Source organism: Gordonia polyisoprenivorans (assembly GCF_017654315.1).
Lineage (GTDB): Bacteria > Actinomycetota > Actinomycetes > Mycobacteriales > Mycobacteriaceae > Gordonia > Gordonia polyisoprenivorans_A.
Genome location: NZ_CP072203.1, coordinates 2,200,021 through 2,215,768, shown reverse-complemented (window position 1 = coordinate 2,215,768; position 15,748 = coordinate 2,200,021). Strand labels below are relative to the sequence as shown.

14 protein-coding genes are annotated in these 15,748 nt (G+C 66.8%); 9 read left to right on the top strand and 5 right to left on the bottom strand.

Annotated features, from left to right (window positions below):
• Nucleotides 1-20: 20 nt before the first annotated feature.
• A complete protein-coding gene (locus J6U32_RS09895; RefSeq protein ID WP_208795111.1) occupies nt 21-1,277 on the bottom strand; it encodes an MFS transporter in 1,257 nt (418 codons plus the stop codon).
• Complete coding sequence (locus J6U32_RS09890; RefSeq protein ID WP_208795109.1) at nt 1,274-1,912, bottom strand: GntR family transcriptional regulator; 639 nt, start codon at nt 1,910-1,912, stop codon at nt 1,274-1,276. The genes J6U32_RS09895 and J6U32_RS09890 overlap by 4 nt, the downstream gene beginning before the upstream one ends.
• 102 nt (nt 1,913-2,014) lie before the next feature.
• On the opposite strand from J6U32_RS09890, the gene J6U32_RS09885 reads away from it, so the two are divergent.
• The 5 genes from J6U32_RS09885 to J6U32_RS09865 all read left to right on the top strand — a co-directional run bounded on the left by J6U32_RS09885 (nt 2,015) and on the right by J6U32_RS09865 (nt 5,680).
• Nucleotides 2,015-2,296 (top strand): type II toxin-antitoxin system RelE/ParE family toxin, encoded by a 282-nt coding sequence (locus tag J6U32_RS09885; RefSeq protein ID WP_208795107.1) that lies wholly within the window; start codon nt 2,015-2,017, stop codon nt 2,294-2,296.
• Nucleotides 2,297-2,311: 15 nt separating this feature from the next.
• Complete coding sequence (locus tag J6U32_RS09880) at nt 2,312-2,596, top strand: HigA family addiction module antitoxin (RefSeq protein ID WP_208795105.1); 285 nt, start codon at nt 2,312-2,314, stop codon at nt 2,594-2,596.
• Nucleotides 2,597-2,980: 384 nt separating this feature from the next.
• Nucleotides 2,981-4,126, top strand: coding sequence for a TIGR03364 family FAD-dependent oxidoreductase (locus J6U32_RS09875; RefSeq protein ID WP_208795103.1), 1,146 nt, complete (start codon nt 2,981-2,983; stop codon nt 4,124-4,126).
• 35 nt (nt 4,127-4,161) lie between these two features.
• Entirely contained in the window at nt 4,162-4,845 is a 684-nt protein-coding gene (locus tag J6U32_RS09870; protein WP_208795101.1) for a phosphonatase-like hydrolase, read from the top strand.
• A 103-nt stretch (nt 4,846-4,948) separates the two neighbouring features.
• Nucleotides 4,949-5,680 carry a GntR family transcriptional regulator gene (locus J6U32_RS09865; protein ID WP_208796044.1) on the top strand — a complete coding sequence of 244 codons (732 nt, stop codon included), beginning with the start codon at nt 4,949-4,951 and terminating at the stop codon, nt 5,678-5,680.
• A 20-nt stretch (nt 5,681-5,700) separates the two neighbouring features.
• On the opposite strand, the gene J6U32_RS09860 is transcribed toward J6U32_RS09865, so the two are convergent.
• Entirely contained in the window at nt 5,701-6,936 is a 1,236-nt protein-coding gene (locus J6U32_RS09860) for a MazG family protein (RefSeq protein WP_432276989.1), read from the bottom strand.
• Between the two features lie 225 nt (nt 6,937-7,161).
• Here J6U32_RS09860 and J6U32_RS09855 point away from each other — a divergent pair, with 225 nt between their 5' ends.
• Nucleotides 7,162-8,289, top strand: coding sequence for a M48 family metallopeptidase (locus tag J6U32_RS09855; RefSeq protein ID WP_208795099.1), 1,128 nt, complete (start codon nt 7,162-7,164; stop codon nt 8,287-8,289).
• Nucleotides 8,290-8,301: 12 nt separating this feature from the next.
• Here the strand turns inward: J6U32_RS09855 and mfd are convergent, their stop codons facing one another.
• Nucleotides 8,302-11,877, bottom strand: coding sequence for a transcription-repair coupling factor (gene mfd / locus J6U32_RS09850; RefSeq protein WP_208795097.1), 3,576 nt, complete (start codon nt 11,875-11,877; stop codon nt 8,302-8,304).
• A 90-nt stretch (nt 11,878-11,967) separates the two neighbouring features.
• On the opposite strand from mfd, the gene J6U32_RS09845 reads away from it, so the two are divergent.
• Complete coding sequence (locus J6U32_RS09845; protein ID WP_208795095.1) at nt 11,968-12,762, top strand: dioxygenase family protein; 795 nt, start codon at nt 11,968-11,970, stop codon at nt 12,760-12,762.
• Nucleotides 12,763-12,777: 15 nt separating this feature from the next.
• On the opposite strand, the gene J6U32_RS09840 is transcribed toward J6U32_RS09845, so the two are convergent.
• Nucleotides 12,778-13,473, bottom strand: a complete 696-nt coding sequence (locus J6U32_RS09840) for a TetR/AcrR family transcriptional regulator (protein WP_208795093.1) — start codon at nt 13,471-13,473, stop codon at nt 12,778-12,780.
• A 280-nt stretch (nt 13,474-13,753) separates the two neighbouring features.
• Between J6U32_RS09840 and J6U32_RS09835 the strand changes: the two genes are divergently transcribed.
• On the top strand, nt 13,754-14,398 hold the full coding sequence (locus tag J6U32_RS09835) for an ABC transporter permease (RefSeq protein WP_208796042.1): 645 nt from the start codon (nt 13,754-13,756) through the stop codon (nt 14,396-14,398).
• Nucleotides 14,395-15,699, top strand: a complete 1,305-nt coding sequence (locus J6U32_RS09830) for an ABC transporter ATP-binding protein (protein ID WP_208795091.1) — start codon at nt 14,395-14,397, stop codon at nt 15,697-15,699. Before J6U32_RS09835 ends, J6U32_RS09830 begins: the two co-directional genes overlap by 4 nt.
• Nucleotides 15,700-15,748: the final 49 nt, after the last annotated feature.

Sequence of the window (15,748 nt, the reverse complement as noted above, 5' to 3'; positions counted from 1 at the left end):
GATGTCCTCCTCGCCGCGGCTCACCCCAGTGTGGCAGGCAGATGCTTGCGTGATCCGCCGATCACCACCAGCAGCGACACGAGGAGCAGTGCGGCCAGGATGAGCAGCAACTCGACGGTGGTGAACGGCGGCGTCAGCGCGGCCAACAGGGTCGGGACCGCGAAACCGGTGTAGGCGACCGCATAGAAGACGCCGGTGAGTTTGGCGAGTTCGTGTGCGGGCGCGATCCGTTGGACCTCCAACAACCCCGACACCAGCCCGATGCCGAAGCCGCAGCCGAGCACCACACTCGCGGCTACCCCGACGAGCAGATCGTCGGTGGTCACCGCGACCAGCATGACCGCCATCCCGACGACGAGGATCACCAGTGCGACGATGAGTCCGCGAGCACTCGACTGCGAGTCGATGCGGCGCGCCAGCGGTTGGATGGCAGCACCGGCACCGAGCGCGATGACGCTGAGCAGCGTGGCGTACGCCAGCCCGAGGCCACCCGCGGCGTCGGCCAGCAGCACCGGCTGGTAGCCGTAGGAGAGCCCGCAGGCGACGAAAAGCCAGGGGCCACAGATCATCACGACACGCACGAAGCGCCGGTGACGCGCGGAGGTGACCCGCAGCCGGGCCGAGATCGGTGCCGACGCCTGGGGTCGCACCGTCTCCGGTGCGCGGCCGATCAGCACCAGGAACGGCGCCGACACAGCGATGTGCAGGACGAACGGGAGAATCTGCGGAATCGGCCCCCACTGGGCGATACACCCGGCGATCAACGCACCCGAGGCCGAGCCCAGGGTGAACGCCAGTGACGCCCGACGAGCGCCGGCGCCGCGGTCGGCGGCCGGATCGAACGGCGCCGCCGACAATTCCTTGAGCCAGCTCGTGCCCACCGACATCGCCGTCCCGACCGACATGCCGGCCAACAGTCGTCCGGCGATGATCGGGAACTGGCCGAGCTCATCGAACGCCAACAGCGCGCTGCCCGCCACACCGAAGGCGACGCCGGCGATCATCGGCAACCGGCGGCCCAGGTGATCCGACACCGCTCCGGCGATGATCAGTGCGGGAGCCAATCCCGCGACGTAGACCCCGAGAAACAGGGTCACCGTCGCCGACGAGTAGTGCTCGACGTCGCGATACATCAACAACAGCGGGCTGAACTGGTTGCCCGACCAGGCGCAGACGAACAGCGCGCCGAACACCAGGACCCATGGCCGACGATCCGGACCACGCTGGTCACGCGGCGACACGGCGGTGCCGGCGCGGATGGGCATCGACGAACTCATATCGCCCCCTGATAGCGCGCGAGGTGTGCCTCGAGGAGGCGCTCGTACTCCTCGCGCTCCCCGGCGAACAGGCAGGCCGCCAGCCGTTGGTGATCGTCGTGCGAGGCCGGGAGGGTGGCCGGATCGATCCGCAACAGCACATTGCGCAGACGCTGTTGCCGCCCGCGCAGGAGCTCGTAGAAGTGCGCGGCGATCGGGTTGTTCGACGCACGCACCGCCAAGAGATGGAACTCGTCGTCGGCCTCGACGAAGCCGTCGACGTCGGCGTCCGCGGCGAGACCGGCCTGCCGGGCAAGGTTGCGCTCGATCAACTCACGAAACTCTGCCGGTGGACCGCCCGCTGCGAAAACCTGGCGCGCAGAGGCACTTTCGATGGCCTGACGCATGGCGAGCACGTCGGCGGCCTCGGTCGCGGTGACCGGGCTGACCACCGCTCCGCGGCGCGGGATGAGAGTGAGGAACTGCTCGGAGGCCAGCCGCAGGAACGCCTCGTGCACAGGCGTTCTACTCAGGCCGAGGTCGGCGCCGACCTCGACCTCGCTGAGCAGCGTGCCACCGGCGAGCGCGCCGGAGATGATGCGCTCGCGAGTGGCGGTGTACGCCTCGTCGGCGGCGTTGGACAACTGTGCGGGCATGCCGCGACCCTACACCTTGCATGCAAGGATGCATACAAGAGATGTCCGGTCGACCACTTGTCCGCGATTGAGCTGCGTAACGGTACACGTTACACTCGAAGGGTGATCCAGTCGTTCGCCACCAAGGACACAGAAAGGGTGTGGGCACGAAAGTTCGTACCCCGCCTCGGACCCGAGCTCACTCGGGTGGCGCACCGTAAGTTACAAGCCCTCGACGCCGCCCAGCGACTCGCGGACCTCGCATCCCCTCCCGGCAACAGACTCGAACCACTGTCCGGCGACCGCGCCGGACAACACAGCATCCGCGTCAACGACCAGTACCGATTGTGCTTCACCTGGACACCGGTTGGACCCGTCGACGTGGAGATCGTCGACTACCACTAACTCTTGGAGAAACCCATGCCCGACTTCGAACCGATCCATCCCGGCGAGACACTCGCCGCCGACTACCTACCCGACTACGGCCTCTCTCAGCGCAAGCTGGCCGAGCTGATCCACGTCCCTCCGCGCCGCATCAACGAGATCATCCACGGCCGTCGCGCAATAACCCCCGATACCTCCATTCGACTCGGACGTCTCTTCGGGCAGTCCGAGACCTTCTGGCTGAACATGCAAACTCGTTACGACCTCGAGATCGCCCGCGCGACAACCGATGTCTCAGACATCACGCCTCTGGCAAGCTGAGTCGCACCACAAGGACCGACCGGACGGCCCCGGCGCCCGGAACTCCGGGCAACCTGCGGTACTCTGCCTACCTCGCTCAACGCCTCGACGCGGACGAACGGTCGCGGAGATCCGCGAACAAGGCGCGTATCACGACCATCCTGCGGATGGCGACCAGCGAACCTGCCCGACACTTCGGCCCGGAGTCCACTCACGGCACGTGGGCGTCGGACGCCGAGCTGATCTTGTTCTCCTCGAGGATGATCCACATGCGTTATCCGGCGGCGAACGTTCTCGATCTCGTAACCCCACGCTTACCCCGTGTAGCCCAGCTGTCACGTTACTTGTATACCTTTCTTCTCAGAAAGTATTGACATCACGCCGGCGCGACGGAAAGCTACGACCATGACCTCACCTGGCACGTCTTACGACGTCGTCGTCGTCGGGGCCGGCATCGTCGGCCTCGCCCACGCCTATCACGCACGACGCCGCGGGCTCTCCGTCGCTGTCGTCGAGCACAACGACCAGGTCGCGGGCGCGTCGGTCCGCAACTTCGGGCACGCCTGCATGACCGCCCAGTCCGGACAAACCCTGGACTATGCACGTGCCGGACGCCGTCATTGGCTCTATCTCGCCGAGAAGGCGGGATTCTGGGCGGCGCCGACCGGTACCACGGTCCTGGCCCGGCACGCCGACGAACTGGACGTGATGAGCGAGTTCTCCCAGGCTCACGGATCGGCGGCGGCGGTACTCCTCGACCGCGACACCGTCCTCGAGCGGGTTCCGGCCGCCGCCGACGGCGTGGTCGGCGGCATGTACCTACCGGCCGACCTCCAGGTCGACCCACGTGCCGCCGCCCCACGGATCGCCGCGTGGCTCGAGACGCAGGGCGTCACCTTCTTCTGGCGCACCGCAGCCACGTCTTTCGACACCGGAGTGGTCCGTACTTCACGGGGTGAGCTGCGTGCCGGCACCACCTTCATCACGGTGAATCACGACATCGATCGGCTCTTCCCCGAGGTCGCCGAGGACATCGGCCTGCAGCGGTGCCGCCTGCACATGATCAAAGCCGCTGTGCCGACCCGTTTCCCGCTGACCACGCCCCTGTTCACCGGGTGGTCACTGTTGCGCTACAGCGCCTTCGAGACGATGCCGTCGGTGCACCGGGTCGCCCAGCGGCTGCACACCGCCCACCCCGGATACACCGCACTCGATCTTCACCAGATGTACACACCCCAACCGGACGGCACCTTGTTGATCGGCGATACCCACCTCCGCGAGGTCACCGAATCGCCGTTCCAGGGCGAGGACGGATTCGCCTGCCTCCTCGAGGTCACCCGAGAGTTGTTCGGGGTGAACAGCATCGACGTCATCGAGCGCTGGCAGGGTGTGTATGCGACGGCACCCGGCCGTGAATTCCTGCTGCGCGAGCCACTTCCCGGCACCCACATCGTCACCGTCACCACCGGCATCGGCATGACCACCGGCATGGGTCTCGCCGAGTCCAGCGTCACCGCAGCATTCGATCCGTCCACCAGTTTCGCCGTCTGATGTCCACCACCGACCACCACAGGAGTACACCCCACATGTCCACTCTCCCCACCGAACTCATCATCTTCGACATGGCGGGCACAACCGTCTCCGACGAGGGACTCGTGATCGCGAGCTTCCGCGCCGCCGACGAGCACGCCGGGCTGTCGCGCACCGACGCGGACCGCGCGGCGATGCTCGACTACGTCTCCGAGACCATGGGGCAGTCGAAGATCACCGTGTTCCGCCACCTCGCCAACGGCAACGAGGAACAGGCGCAGTCGGCGAACAAGGAGTTCGAACGGACCTATGCCCAGCTCGTCGGCGTGGGCCGGTGCTCCCCGATGCCCGGCGCCGAGGAACTGTTCTCCCACTGCCGGGAGATCGGCGTGAAGATCGCCCTCACCACCGGTTTCGCACAGCAGACCCAGGAAGCCATCCTCGAGGCGCTCGGCTGGAGCGACATCGCCGACGTCGTCCTCTGCCCCGGCGAGGAACTCCGCGGCCGCCCCCACCCCGACATGCCGCTGGCCGCCCTGATCACGACCCGCACCAGCGCTGTCGAGGCCATGATTGTGGTCGGCGACACCGCGTCCGACGTCACCACGGGGCTGCGCGCCGGCGCCGGACTCGTCGTCGGAGTGCTCTCCGGGGCCCACGACGTCGAGGCGCTGCGTGCCGCGGGCGCACACGAAGTCGTCGACAGCGTTGCCGACCTGAGGGGGCTCATCCGCCGCTGATCGCCTGCGGGATTCAGAACTGCTCATCGCCACTCCGACCTAGGTATACAAGTACAGAAGTAGTACAGTATGCGAGCGGACTGCAGTGTGGTCACAAACGGAGGTGTCGGTGTCGCCGAGATATCAGGAGATCTACGAGGCGCTGCGCCACCAGATCGTCGACGGCACGTATCAACCTGGCGACGAGTTACCGCCGGAGACCGTTCTGATGGATCAATGGCAGGTCTCGCGCGGCCCGATTCGGCAGGCGCTCTACAAGTTACGGACCGAGGGCTTCATCTACACGACCCGCGGACGACCCGCCCGCGTCCGACGGCCGCAGTCCCCGACGCAGACGTTGTCGTCGTTCACCCCGTTCTCGCAATGGGCGCTGACGACCGGTCGGGAACCGGGTAACCACACGATCAGTGTGTCCCGCACCCGGGTGACCGCCGAGATCGCCGAGGCATTGCAGATCGGGGTGGACGACTTCTTGGTCGAGGTGGTCCGACTGCGCACCCTCGACGGCATTCCGGCGCTGCTGGAGCGCAGCCGCTTCACCACCGATGTCGGGGCGAGTCTGTTCGACTTCGACCCCGACAAGGGGTCGATCACCGATCATCTCGTGGACGAGGGGGTGCAGTTCGCCTCGATGCGCCACGAACTCGACGCCGTCGCCGCCGATGCCACCGACGCCGAAGCACTCCAGATCGATTCGGGTGCACCGCTCCTGCGGGAGCGGCGGACCAGCTATGACCCCCAGGGGCGACCGTTCGAGTACTCCGACGACCGCTATCGTCCCGACCAGGTGACGTTCTCGATCATGAACACAATGACCGGCGACGAACGCGGGTGAGGCCGGCCGGCGGGCGCCGGTCAGTGTGTGGGCGGTTCGGTCGTGTCGACGACCTCGACGTCGATGATCTCCTCCTCGGAGACCTCGACGGCGACACCCGCACCCGACGAGCCCGATTCACCCGGCGCCACCGAATCGCCTACCTCCTCGGCGGCAGACTCGGTCGCCACCGGAATCTCGTCGGTGATCTCCGTCCGAGCCTCGGCGGGGACTTCGCGGCGCGACTCCCCCTCGGCCACATCCGCATCGACCGATTCCGGTACGGCCGTACCGTCGAGCCCTGCCGTCGCATCGAGGACGGCCGCCCAGGAGTCCGGGCCGTCGAGGGTCACACCGTCGCGAGCCGCTCGCTCCTCGGCAGCACGGACCTGCGCCATCAGCGCCAGGGTGCGGCGACGCGCCTGATCCTCGACGCTGTCGTCCCCGGCGGTCACGGTCACCGAGAGGACGGCCGGGTCGATGCGCTGCACCGGATATCCCGCGGCGGTGAGCCTTTCGAGGACCTTCTGGGTGAGCGCCAACGCCGGCGCCGTGGTGGCGATCCCGTCGAGTACCGATCCGCGGTTCTTCTCGGCGGCTTTACGTTCCTCCCACTCGCGGATCTGCGTCTCGAGGTCGGCATGGGCACCGGACAGCACTCCGGGCGTGCGGCCGCTGACCTTCTCGGTGAAACTGCGGGCCACCGCGTCGATGTCGAAGGGCTCGGTGGGATCATCGGCGGCGATCCGGGCATGAAAGAGCACCTGCAGCAACAGGTCTCCCAGCTCCTCCCGCAGGCTTGCCTGATCCCCGGCGTCGATGGCGTCGAGGAGTTCGTAGGCCTCCTCGAGGAGATAGCGTCGCAATGAGGCATGGGTCTGCCGGCTCTCCCACGGACCATTGCGGCGCAACGTGTCCATCAACGCGACCGCGGGCAGCAGGTCGCTGCCACTCGGGATCGTCGCGGCGATCACCTGGTCTCCCTGCGCGATTCGTGCCGCCACGAGCGGATGGCGTCGATCGGTCGACAACAGCGTCCCGGCGATCCCGTCCTCGGCGAACACCGGCTCGAAGTGGTCGAGATCCCACAGCACGGTGGTCGGGACGTCCTCGGTGACGAAGACGGTGCCGGACAGGTGGGCACGCGCGCGCACGGGAATCATGTCCGGGCGGAGCGGATCGAGCAGGACCACCGTCATCTCCAGGTGCCTTTCGTCTGCGGGCTGCGACAACAGCACACGGTAGGGAACAACATCGCGGTAGCTCACCGACAACATCACAACGGTAATCGCTGCACAAGCGACATCGTGGGACGTCACCGAGCGGGTCTCACAGGACGACGCCGGCCATGTGCGCCCATCGCGTTGACCACTCGGGCAGCCGGCTCCGGAGTCGTCCGACCGCATGAACATCCACACTCTATTGCCGATGATCAATGCTTGATTCGCTACCCTATACCCTGTCCGAATCGTCGGAGATCCGTGTCGTGGGAGGAAAGCCACATGTCGAGTTCCACCGAGGTCGTCGCGTCGCGAGCGCAGTTCCCCGGGATCAGTTCGCGCACCTGGGAACATCCGTCCGACCGCACCGCGCTGACCGCTCTGCGCAAGCTCAAGGGATTCGACCAGGTCCTCAAGACGCTGTCGGGGCTGCTTCGGGAGCGTCAGCACCGCCTCATGTATCTGGCCACGTCGGCGCGCGCAAGCGACAAGCAGTTCGCCGACCTCGATACTCTGCTCGGTGAGTGCGTCGCCACCCTCGATGCCCCGACGACACCCGAACTGTTCGTCACACAGTCACCGATCGTGAACGCCTACTGCATCGGCATGGACACCCCGTTCATCGTGGTGACCTCGGCGATGTACGAGTTGATGGATCACGACGAGATGCGCTTTGTGATCGGACACGAACTCGGACACGCACTTTCCGGCCATGCGGTGTACCGCACGATGCTCATGCACCTCACCCGGCTCGCCGCGTCCATCGGTTTCATCCCGATCGGTGGATGGGCCCTGCGCGCGGTGGTCGCCGCGCTGATGGAGTGGCAGCGCAAATCCGAGCTCTCCGGAGATCGCGCCGGCCTGTTGTGCTGCCAGGACCTCGACGTCGCGCTACGGGTCGAGCTCAAGCTCGCGGGCGGCAAACACCTCGAGCAGATGGACACCCAAGCCTTCGTGGCGCAGGCCCGGGAGTACGAGCGCACCGGGGACCTGCGCGACGGCGTGCTCAAACTGTTGAATCTCGAGTTGGCGACCCATCCCTTCTCGGTGCTGCGCGCAGCCGAACTCTCCCGCTGGGTCGACCGCGGCGAGTACGGCCGAATCCTCTCCGGCACATACCCGTTGCGCACCGACGACGACACCGCGAAGTTCTCCGACGACGTCGGCGAGGCCGCCCGCACCTATCGCGACAACTTCGATGAGTCGCAGGACCCACTGGTCAAGGGGCTGCGCGACGGACTCTCCGGTGTGGTCGACGGCGTCGGGCAGGCCGCGGCCGACGTCGCGGTCACCGTCAACCGCAAGTTCTCCCAATGGCGGACGAACGCCCAGCAGAAGTACGACGAGGCGAACCAGCCCCCGCCGGCCCCCGACTCTGACGCCCCCGGCTCCGAGCCCACCGAATCCTGAGCCCACCGACTCCTAGTCGGCCGGAGTGGGTTTGAGCTGCGTCAGGAACGTCGTCAGATAGTCGATGAGTTCGTTGTCCCGCAAGCGCGCGGACCCGACCCCACCGGTGCGCGGGATCGGCAGCGTCACGACCGATGTGGTGGCGCGGTAGGACGCCGCCGAATACAGCCGCTTGAGTCGGACCTGTTCACTGTCGAGCAGATGCAGCGGCGAGATCTTGACGTTGGTGCCGACTGCACCGATTTCGGCGACACCCCGTTCTCGGCATCGCAGACGAAGTTTGGCGATCGCCGCAAGTCGTCGGGTCTCCTCCGGCGGTTCGCCGTACCGGTCGAGCAACTCCGCGAGCACCGCGGAGACCTCGTCGTCGTCGGTGGCCGAGGCGAGTTTGCGATACGCCTCGAGACGCAGACGATCGGAGTCGACGTATTCGACCGGGATGTGGGCGTCGACCGGCAGATCGATGCGCACCTCCGTCGATTCCTCGGTGGTGACCGGTGTGCCGTCGGCCGCGGCCCGGTAGGCCTCCACCGCCTCGCCGACCAGGCGGACGTACAGATCGAAGCCGACGCCCGCGACGTGTCCGGATTGCTCTGCGCCGAGGACATTTCCGGCCCCGCGCAGCTCGAGGTCCTTGAGCGCCACCGCCATTCCGGCGCCGAGCTCGTTGTTCTGCGCGATGGTCGCCAGGCGGTCGTAGGCCGTCTCGGTGAGCGGTTTCTCGGGGCTGTAGAGCAGATAGGCGTATCCGCGTTCACGGCTGCGGCCGACGCGTCCACGCAGCTGATGTAGCTGCGACAGGCCGAGATTCTCGGCACGGTCGACGATCAGCGTGTTCGCGTTGGAGATGTCGAGTCCGGTCTCGATGATGGTGGTACACACCAGCACGTCGTATTCGCGGTTCCAGAATCCGGACACGGTGCGCTCGAGCTGATCCTCGTTCATCTGTCCGTGTGCGACCACCACCCGTGCCTCGGGCACCATGTCGGCGATGTCCTTGGCGGTCTTGTCGATGGTCGAGACCCGGTTGTGGACGTAGAAGACCTGCCCGTCGCGCAACAGTTCTCGGCGAATCGCCGCGGCAACCTGCTTGCGCGCGTAGGCACCGACATAGGTCAGCACCGGGTGGCGTTCCTCGGGCGGGGTGAGGATCGTCGACATCTCCCGGATGCCCGCCATCGACATCTCCAGGGTACGCGGGATCGGCGTCGCCGACATCGTCAACACGTCGACGTGGGTGCGCAGCGACTTGATGTGTTCCTTGTGCTCGACGCCGAAGCGCTGTTCCTCGTCGACGATCACCAAACCGAGGTCCTTCCAGACAATCCCGGTCTGCAGCAGACGATGGGTGCCGATGACGACATCGACCGACCCCTGCGCCATCTGCTCGATGATCTCCTTGGACTCCTTGGTGTCGGTGAAGCGCGACAGGCCACGCACCCGCACCGGGAACCCGGCCATCCGTTCGGTGAAGGTCTGCAGATGTTGTTGCGCCAGAATGGTTGTCGGGACCAGCACGGCAACCTGTTTGCCGTCCTGGACGGCCTTGAACGCCGCGCGCACCGCGATCTCGGTCTTGCCGTAGCCGACGTCGCCGACGATGACGCGGTCCATCGGGACCGCCTTTTCCATGTCGTCCTTGACCTCGCCGATCACCGTCATCTGGTCGACGGTCTCGGTGAAGTCGAAGGCGTCCTCCATCTCACGCTGCCATGGCGTGTCGGGACTGAAGGCGTAGCCCGGGGCGGCGTGGCGGGCGGCGTAGAGTTGCACGAGCTCACCGGCGATCTCACGAACCGCCTTGCGCGCCTTGCGTTTGGTGTTCTGCCAATCCGAACCGCCGAGTTTCGACAGGGACGGCTGCTCACCGCCGACGTAGCGGGAGAGCTGGTCGAGGGCGTCCATCGGCACGTAGAGGCGGTCGCCGGGTTGCCCGCGTTTGCCGGCGGCGTATTCGAGGACGAGGTACTCCCGCCGCGCGCCCGAGACGGTGCGTTCGATCATCTCGACGAACTTGCCGATGCCGTGCTGGTCGTGCACCACGAGATCACCGGCGCTCAGCGCGAGCGGATCAACCTGGTTGCGCCGCTTGGCCGGAAGCCGCCGACCGTCACGCACGGCCGCGACCCGCGCTCCGGTCAGGTCGCTCTCGGTGACGATCACCAGCCCGGCCGAGGGGGCGATCACGCCGCGCCGCAGGGTGCCGCAGTACACGCTCACCTCCCCGGGGACCGGAGGGGCACCGGCGTCGGCGAGCACGTGCGGAACCTCGGCGTCCGAGAGCCGTTCGGCGGTGCGGGTCGCGGTCCCTTTGCCGGCCACCACGATTGCCGCGGGTTTGCCGGTGGCGACGTGCGCGCGGAGCATGGCGAAGGTCTGCGCGATCTCGTCGTCACTGCCGTGCGGAGTGGGCCCCGGGGTCAGGTCGAGGTCGAATTCGGTGTCGAAACCCGACGACAGCGGGCTCAACGTCCACCAGGACCTCCCGGCCTCGACCGTGGTCTCGAGAACCTCGTCCAGCGGCCGATACGCACTGGCCTGCAAGTCGATTCCGGCGGTACCGCCGCGGGTGTCGACCGGCGCCGAGGCACCCAGTGCGGCGGCGTTCCAGGACGCCTCGAGGAACTCCGCCCCGGTCGCGGCGAGGTCGGCGGCGCGGGTCCGGACCTTCTCCGGGTCGAGAATCAACACCCGCGACCCGTCCGGCAGGACCTCGGTGAGCAACTGCATCCGTCCGTCGACCAGTGCCGGGATGAGGGCCTCCATCCCCTCCACCGGGATGCCCTCGGAGAGTTTGGTCAGCATCTCCGACAACGCCTGATCCGCGGAATGTTCGGCGGCGAGGTCGGCCGCGCGGTTGCGCACCTGATCGGTCAGGACCAGTTCGCGGCACGGGTGGATCTGCACCACCGAGGCGTCGACCTCGGGCTGGCTGCGCTGATCGGCCACCGAGAACGCCCGCATCTCGGTGATCTCGTCGCCCCAGAACTCCACTCGAACCGGGTAGTCCGCAGTGGTCGGGAACACGTCGAGGATGCCTCCGCGGACCGCGAACTCACCCCGACGACCGACCATGTCGACGCGCTCGTAGGCCATCTCGACGAGGTCGGCGAGCAGTGTGTCGAAGTCGATCTCGATGTTCTCACGCAGCGTGATGGTGCGGACCTCACCGAGACCCGGTGCCATCGGCTGCACCAGCGAGCGCACCGTCGTCACGACCACCCGTAGCGGCGTCTGCCCCGGCTCGGCGAGTCGATGCAGCACCGCGAGGCGGCGACCGACGGTGTCGGCGCTCGGCGACAGACGTTCGTGCGGCAGGGTCTCCCACGACGGGAACTGCGTGACCGCGTCGGGATCGTCGAGGAGTTCGGCCAGTTCCGCGGTCAGGTCATCGGCCTCACGACCGTTGGCCGAGACCACCAGCAGCGGCGCGGGGCCGTGCGCGAGCGCGGCCACCACGAAGGGCCGCGCGGCGTCGGGTCCGGTGATGTCGAGACGGGGGGTGTCGCCCTTCTCGCGCAGGGCGGACAGCGATGCGTCCGAGCACGTGACCGCGGCGAGCCCGGCGAGGGCAGGTGAAGAGGACACTCGTGCGATTGTAGGTCGTGTGCCGAAGGCCACCGTCGCGCGGGCGGATCGCCACGAAATGAAACGGACCGCGGTTCTGTTTCGTATCGTATGACCATGTCAGAAGCACCGTCACGCGCGCCCGTCCTGTTCTTGAGCCACGGCGCCCCGCCACTCGTCGACAGCGAACTGTGGGTGCAGCAGTTGCGCACGCTGGCCGCGCGACTCCCCCGACCACGCGCGATCCTCGTCGTGTCGGCGCATTGGGAGGCCGCGCCGCTGACGATCGGCTCCACCGACTCGCGCACGCCGCTGACCTACGACTTCTGGGGATTCGACGAACGCTTCTACCGCACCACCTACAACTCGCCGGGCGCACCCGACCTCGCCGCCCGGGTCGAGGCACTGATGCCCGACGGCACCCCGGTCGCCCACGACGCCCGCCGACGCCTCGACCACGGCGCCTACGTTCCGTTGACCGTGATGTATCCCGACGCGCAGATCCCGGTCCTCCAGGTGTCGTTGCCGACGCTCGACCCGGAGGCGTTGCTGGCGCTCGGGAGGCGACTGGCCCCCTTGCGTGACGAGGGCGTGCTCGTCATCGGCTCCGGCTTCACCACACACGGACTTCCGTACCTGACCGATCGGCGTCCCGACGCACAGGCCCCGACGTGGTCGGCCGAGTTCGACGCATGGGCGCACGAGTGTTTCGCGGCCGGGGATGTGGAGTCGCTCATCGACTTTCGGCGCCGGGCACCGGGAATGCCCTACGCGCACCCCACCATCGAGCATTTCGCACCGCTGTTCGTCGCACTCGGCGCGGGCGACGATCCCGAACAGCGGCCCGACGAGGCGATCGACGGTTTCTGGATGGGACTGTCCAAACGCAGCGTCGTGCTGACCTGACGACGCTCTCGGTTCTCAGTCCGTCTCGGGCGTGCGGTGATCGGGTTCGACGTAGTCGGGCCCGACGAGTTCGGGATGCGGGTCGAGGCGGGTCAAGCCGTTCCAGCACAGGTTCACCAGATGGGCGGCGACCACCTCTTTCGACGGCTCGCGCACGTCGAGCCACCACTGTGCGGTCACCGAGACCATGCCGACGAGCGCCTGCGCATAGAGGGGCGCGAGCGTCGGCTCGAAACCACGCCGCTCGAAGTCGCCGGCCAGGATGTGCTCCACCTGGCTGATGGCATCGTTGAGCAGGCTCGAATACGTGGCCGTCTCGCTGCTGTTGGTGGAGTCACCGCGTACCAGGATCCGGAAGCCGTCGGTGCGTTCCTCCATGTAGGTCAACAGCGCCAGCGCCACCTGCTGGATGCGATACAGCGACCGGTTCTTGCTCAGTGACGAGGTGACCATCTCCAGGAGCGTCTCCATCTCCCGGTCCACGACGACGGCGTAGAGCCCCTCCTTGCCGCCGAAATGCTCGTACACGATCGGTTTGGACACCCCGGCGCGCTGCGCGATCTCCTCGATGGAGGTCGCCTCGAAACCACGCTCGGCGAACAATCCTCGCGCCACCTCGATGAGTTGCAGCCGCCGCTGCGCACCGGTCATCCGGGCCCGCGGAGCACGCTGGACCTCGTCGGATTTGTCGGTGGGACGACTGATTGCCATGCCGACCAGCTTACGACCTCGACGGAAACCACGACATCCGCCGAACAGGCCCCAACACCTGCAAGCCCCGGCCTGCGACACCGTCGATCGACTCACCGGGAATCTTTGTGACCTCATCGATATCTATGCAGGTCAGCAACGGCATTATCGTGCCGATTCGACGGCCGGGTGGGACCTTTGCGCGCGAATTGCCCCACCGCGCCGCACATTCCGCCGTAAGGTGATCGAAGGTCGATTGCGTCTACCGCGCAAGTGCCCCATGCGTGAAGGGATGTCGGACGTGCACCTTTGGGACTACATCTCGCAGCACGCAAGCACTCTGACGTTCCTGACGTATCAGCACGCCTCCCTGGCATTTCAAACCGTCCTCGTGGGGACGGTGATCGCGATCGTCGTCGCCGTTCTCGTGTATCGATTGCCGCTGGCATCGGCGCTGACGCTGACGTCGAGCCGCGTGGCCCTGACGATTCCGTCGCTGGCCCTGTTGGCACTGCTGATCGTGCCCTTCGGCCTCGGCGTGGTGCCGTCGTTCCTCATGCTCGCGTTCTTCGCGACGATGCCGGTGATCGGCAATGCCGTCGTCGGTCTGCGCTCGGTACCGGGCAGCGTCGTCGAAGCGGCGCGCGGAATCGGGTTGTCGCGGTGGCGAATACTGCTCACCGTCGAGCTACCAATCGCCTGGCCGGTGATCCTCACCGGCATTCGGGTGTCGACGCAGATGATCGTCGGTGTCGCCGCGATCGTCGCCTATGTACTCGGTCCCGGCCTGGGATCGCTCATCTTCAGCGGACTTTCGCGCCTCGGCGGCGCGAACGCATTGGAAATGGCCCTCACCGGAACGATTCTCATCGTCATCGTCGCCCTGGTCTTCGATGCCCTGCTCGTTCTGCTCGGCCGACTCACCATCTCGAGGGGACTGAAATGACCCAGCCAGCCGACGCCACCGTCTCGGCGGCCGCCACCGACCGCACCGTCACCGGCGCGTCGATCACCCTCGAGGGTGTCGTCAAAAGATATCGGGGACAGGACAAACCCGCTGTGGAGCGCCTCGATCTCGACATCGACGCCGGGCACATCGTGGCGTTCGTCGGACCGTCCGGATGCGGCAAGACGACGACCCTGAAGATGATCAACCGGCTGATCGAGCCGACCGAGGGTCGGATCTACATCGGTGGCCGCGACGTCACCAAGGAGAACCCCGACAAGCTGCGGCAGTCGATCGGATACGTCATCCAGTCCGGCGGATTGTTCCCGCACTGGGACGTCGCCAAGAACATCGGCGCGATTCCCCGAGTGCTCGGCTGGAACAAGAAACGCATCGCCGAGCGCACCGAGTACCTACTCGACCTCGTCGGCCTCGACGCCGACGCATTCGCCCACCGGCTCCCCAAGGACATGTCCGGCGGCCAGCAGCAGCGCGTCGGTGTGGCCCGCGCACTCGCCGCCGACCCACCCGTCCTACTCATGGACGAACCGTTCGGCGCGGTCGATCCGATCACCCGGGTTCGCTTGCAGGACAGCCTGATCGGTATCCAGAAGGAACTCGGCAAGACGATCGTGATCGTCACCCACGATTTCGAGGAGGCCACCAAACTCGGCGACAAGGTGCTCATCCTGTCGCAGGGCGGCCACGTCGAGCAGTACGCCACGCCCGAGGAGATCCTCGCCAACCCGGCCACGCCGTTCGTCGAGGAATTCATCGGATCCGGTGCGACACTGGCACATCTGACCCTGTCGCGGGTCCGCGACGTCGCCCACGACGAGGTGACGACCGTCCACGTGGGCGAGCCGGCGGCCGACGCGCTGACCAGGGCCCGCGCAGCCGGCCACAAATGGGTGGTCGTCGTCGACCAGGCCGGCCACCCACGTGCGTGGCCGTCGCTGGAGGAACTCGCGAGCAAGAAAACCGTGTCGGACTATGTGGACCAACGACTCCCGGTGGTCGCATCCTCCTCCACCCTCAACGACGCACTCGACACCATGCTCGCCGCCAGCCAGGGCGGAACACTGGTGACCGATCGACGGGGCGCGGTGATCGGCTCCCTGGGCATCAAATCGGTCATGGACATCATCCAGGCACAGCTCGCCGAAGCGCGAGAGGAAGAGTCGCACACCTCCTACATCGAACACGCCGACGGTACCGGCCCCATCGAGACACCGATCGTGGCCGCGATCGACGACGGCGAGGACGACGTGGACGCCGAACGAACGGCGTCGGGCGCATGACGAGCCCCGAGGCGACCGGCGCCACCGGGATCGCAGCCGAGCGACCCGG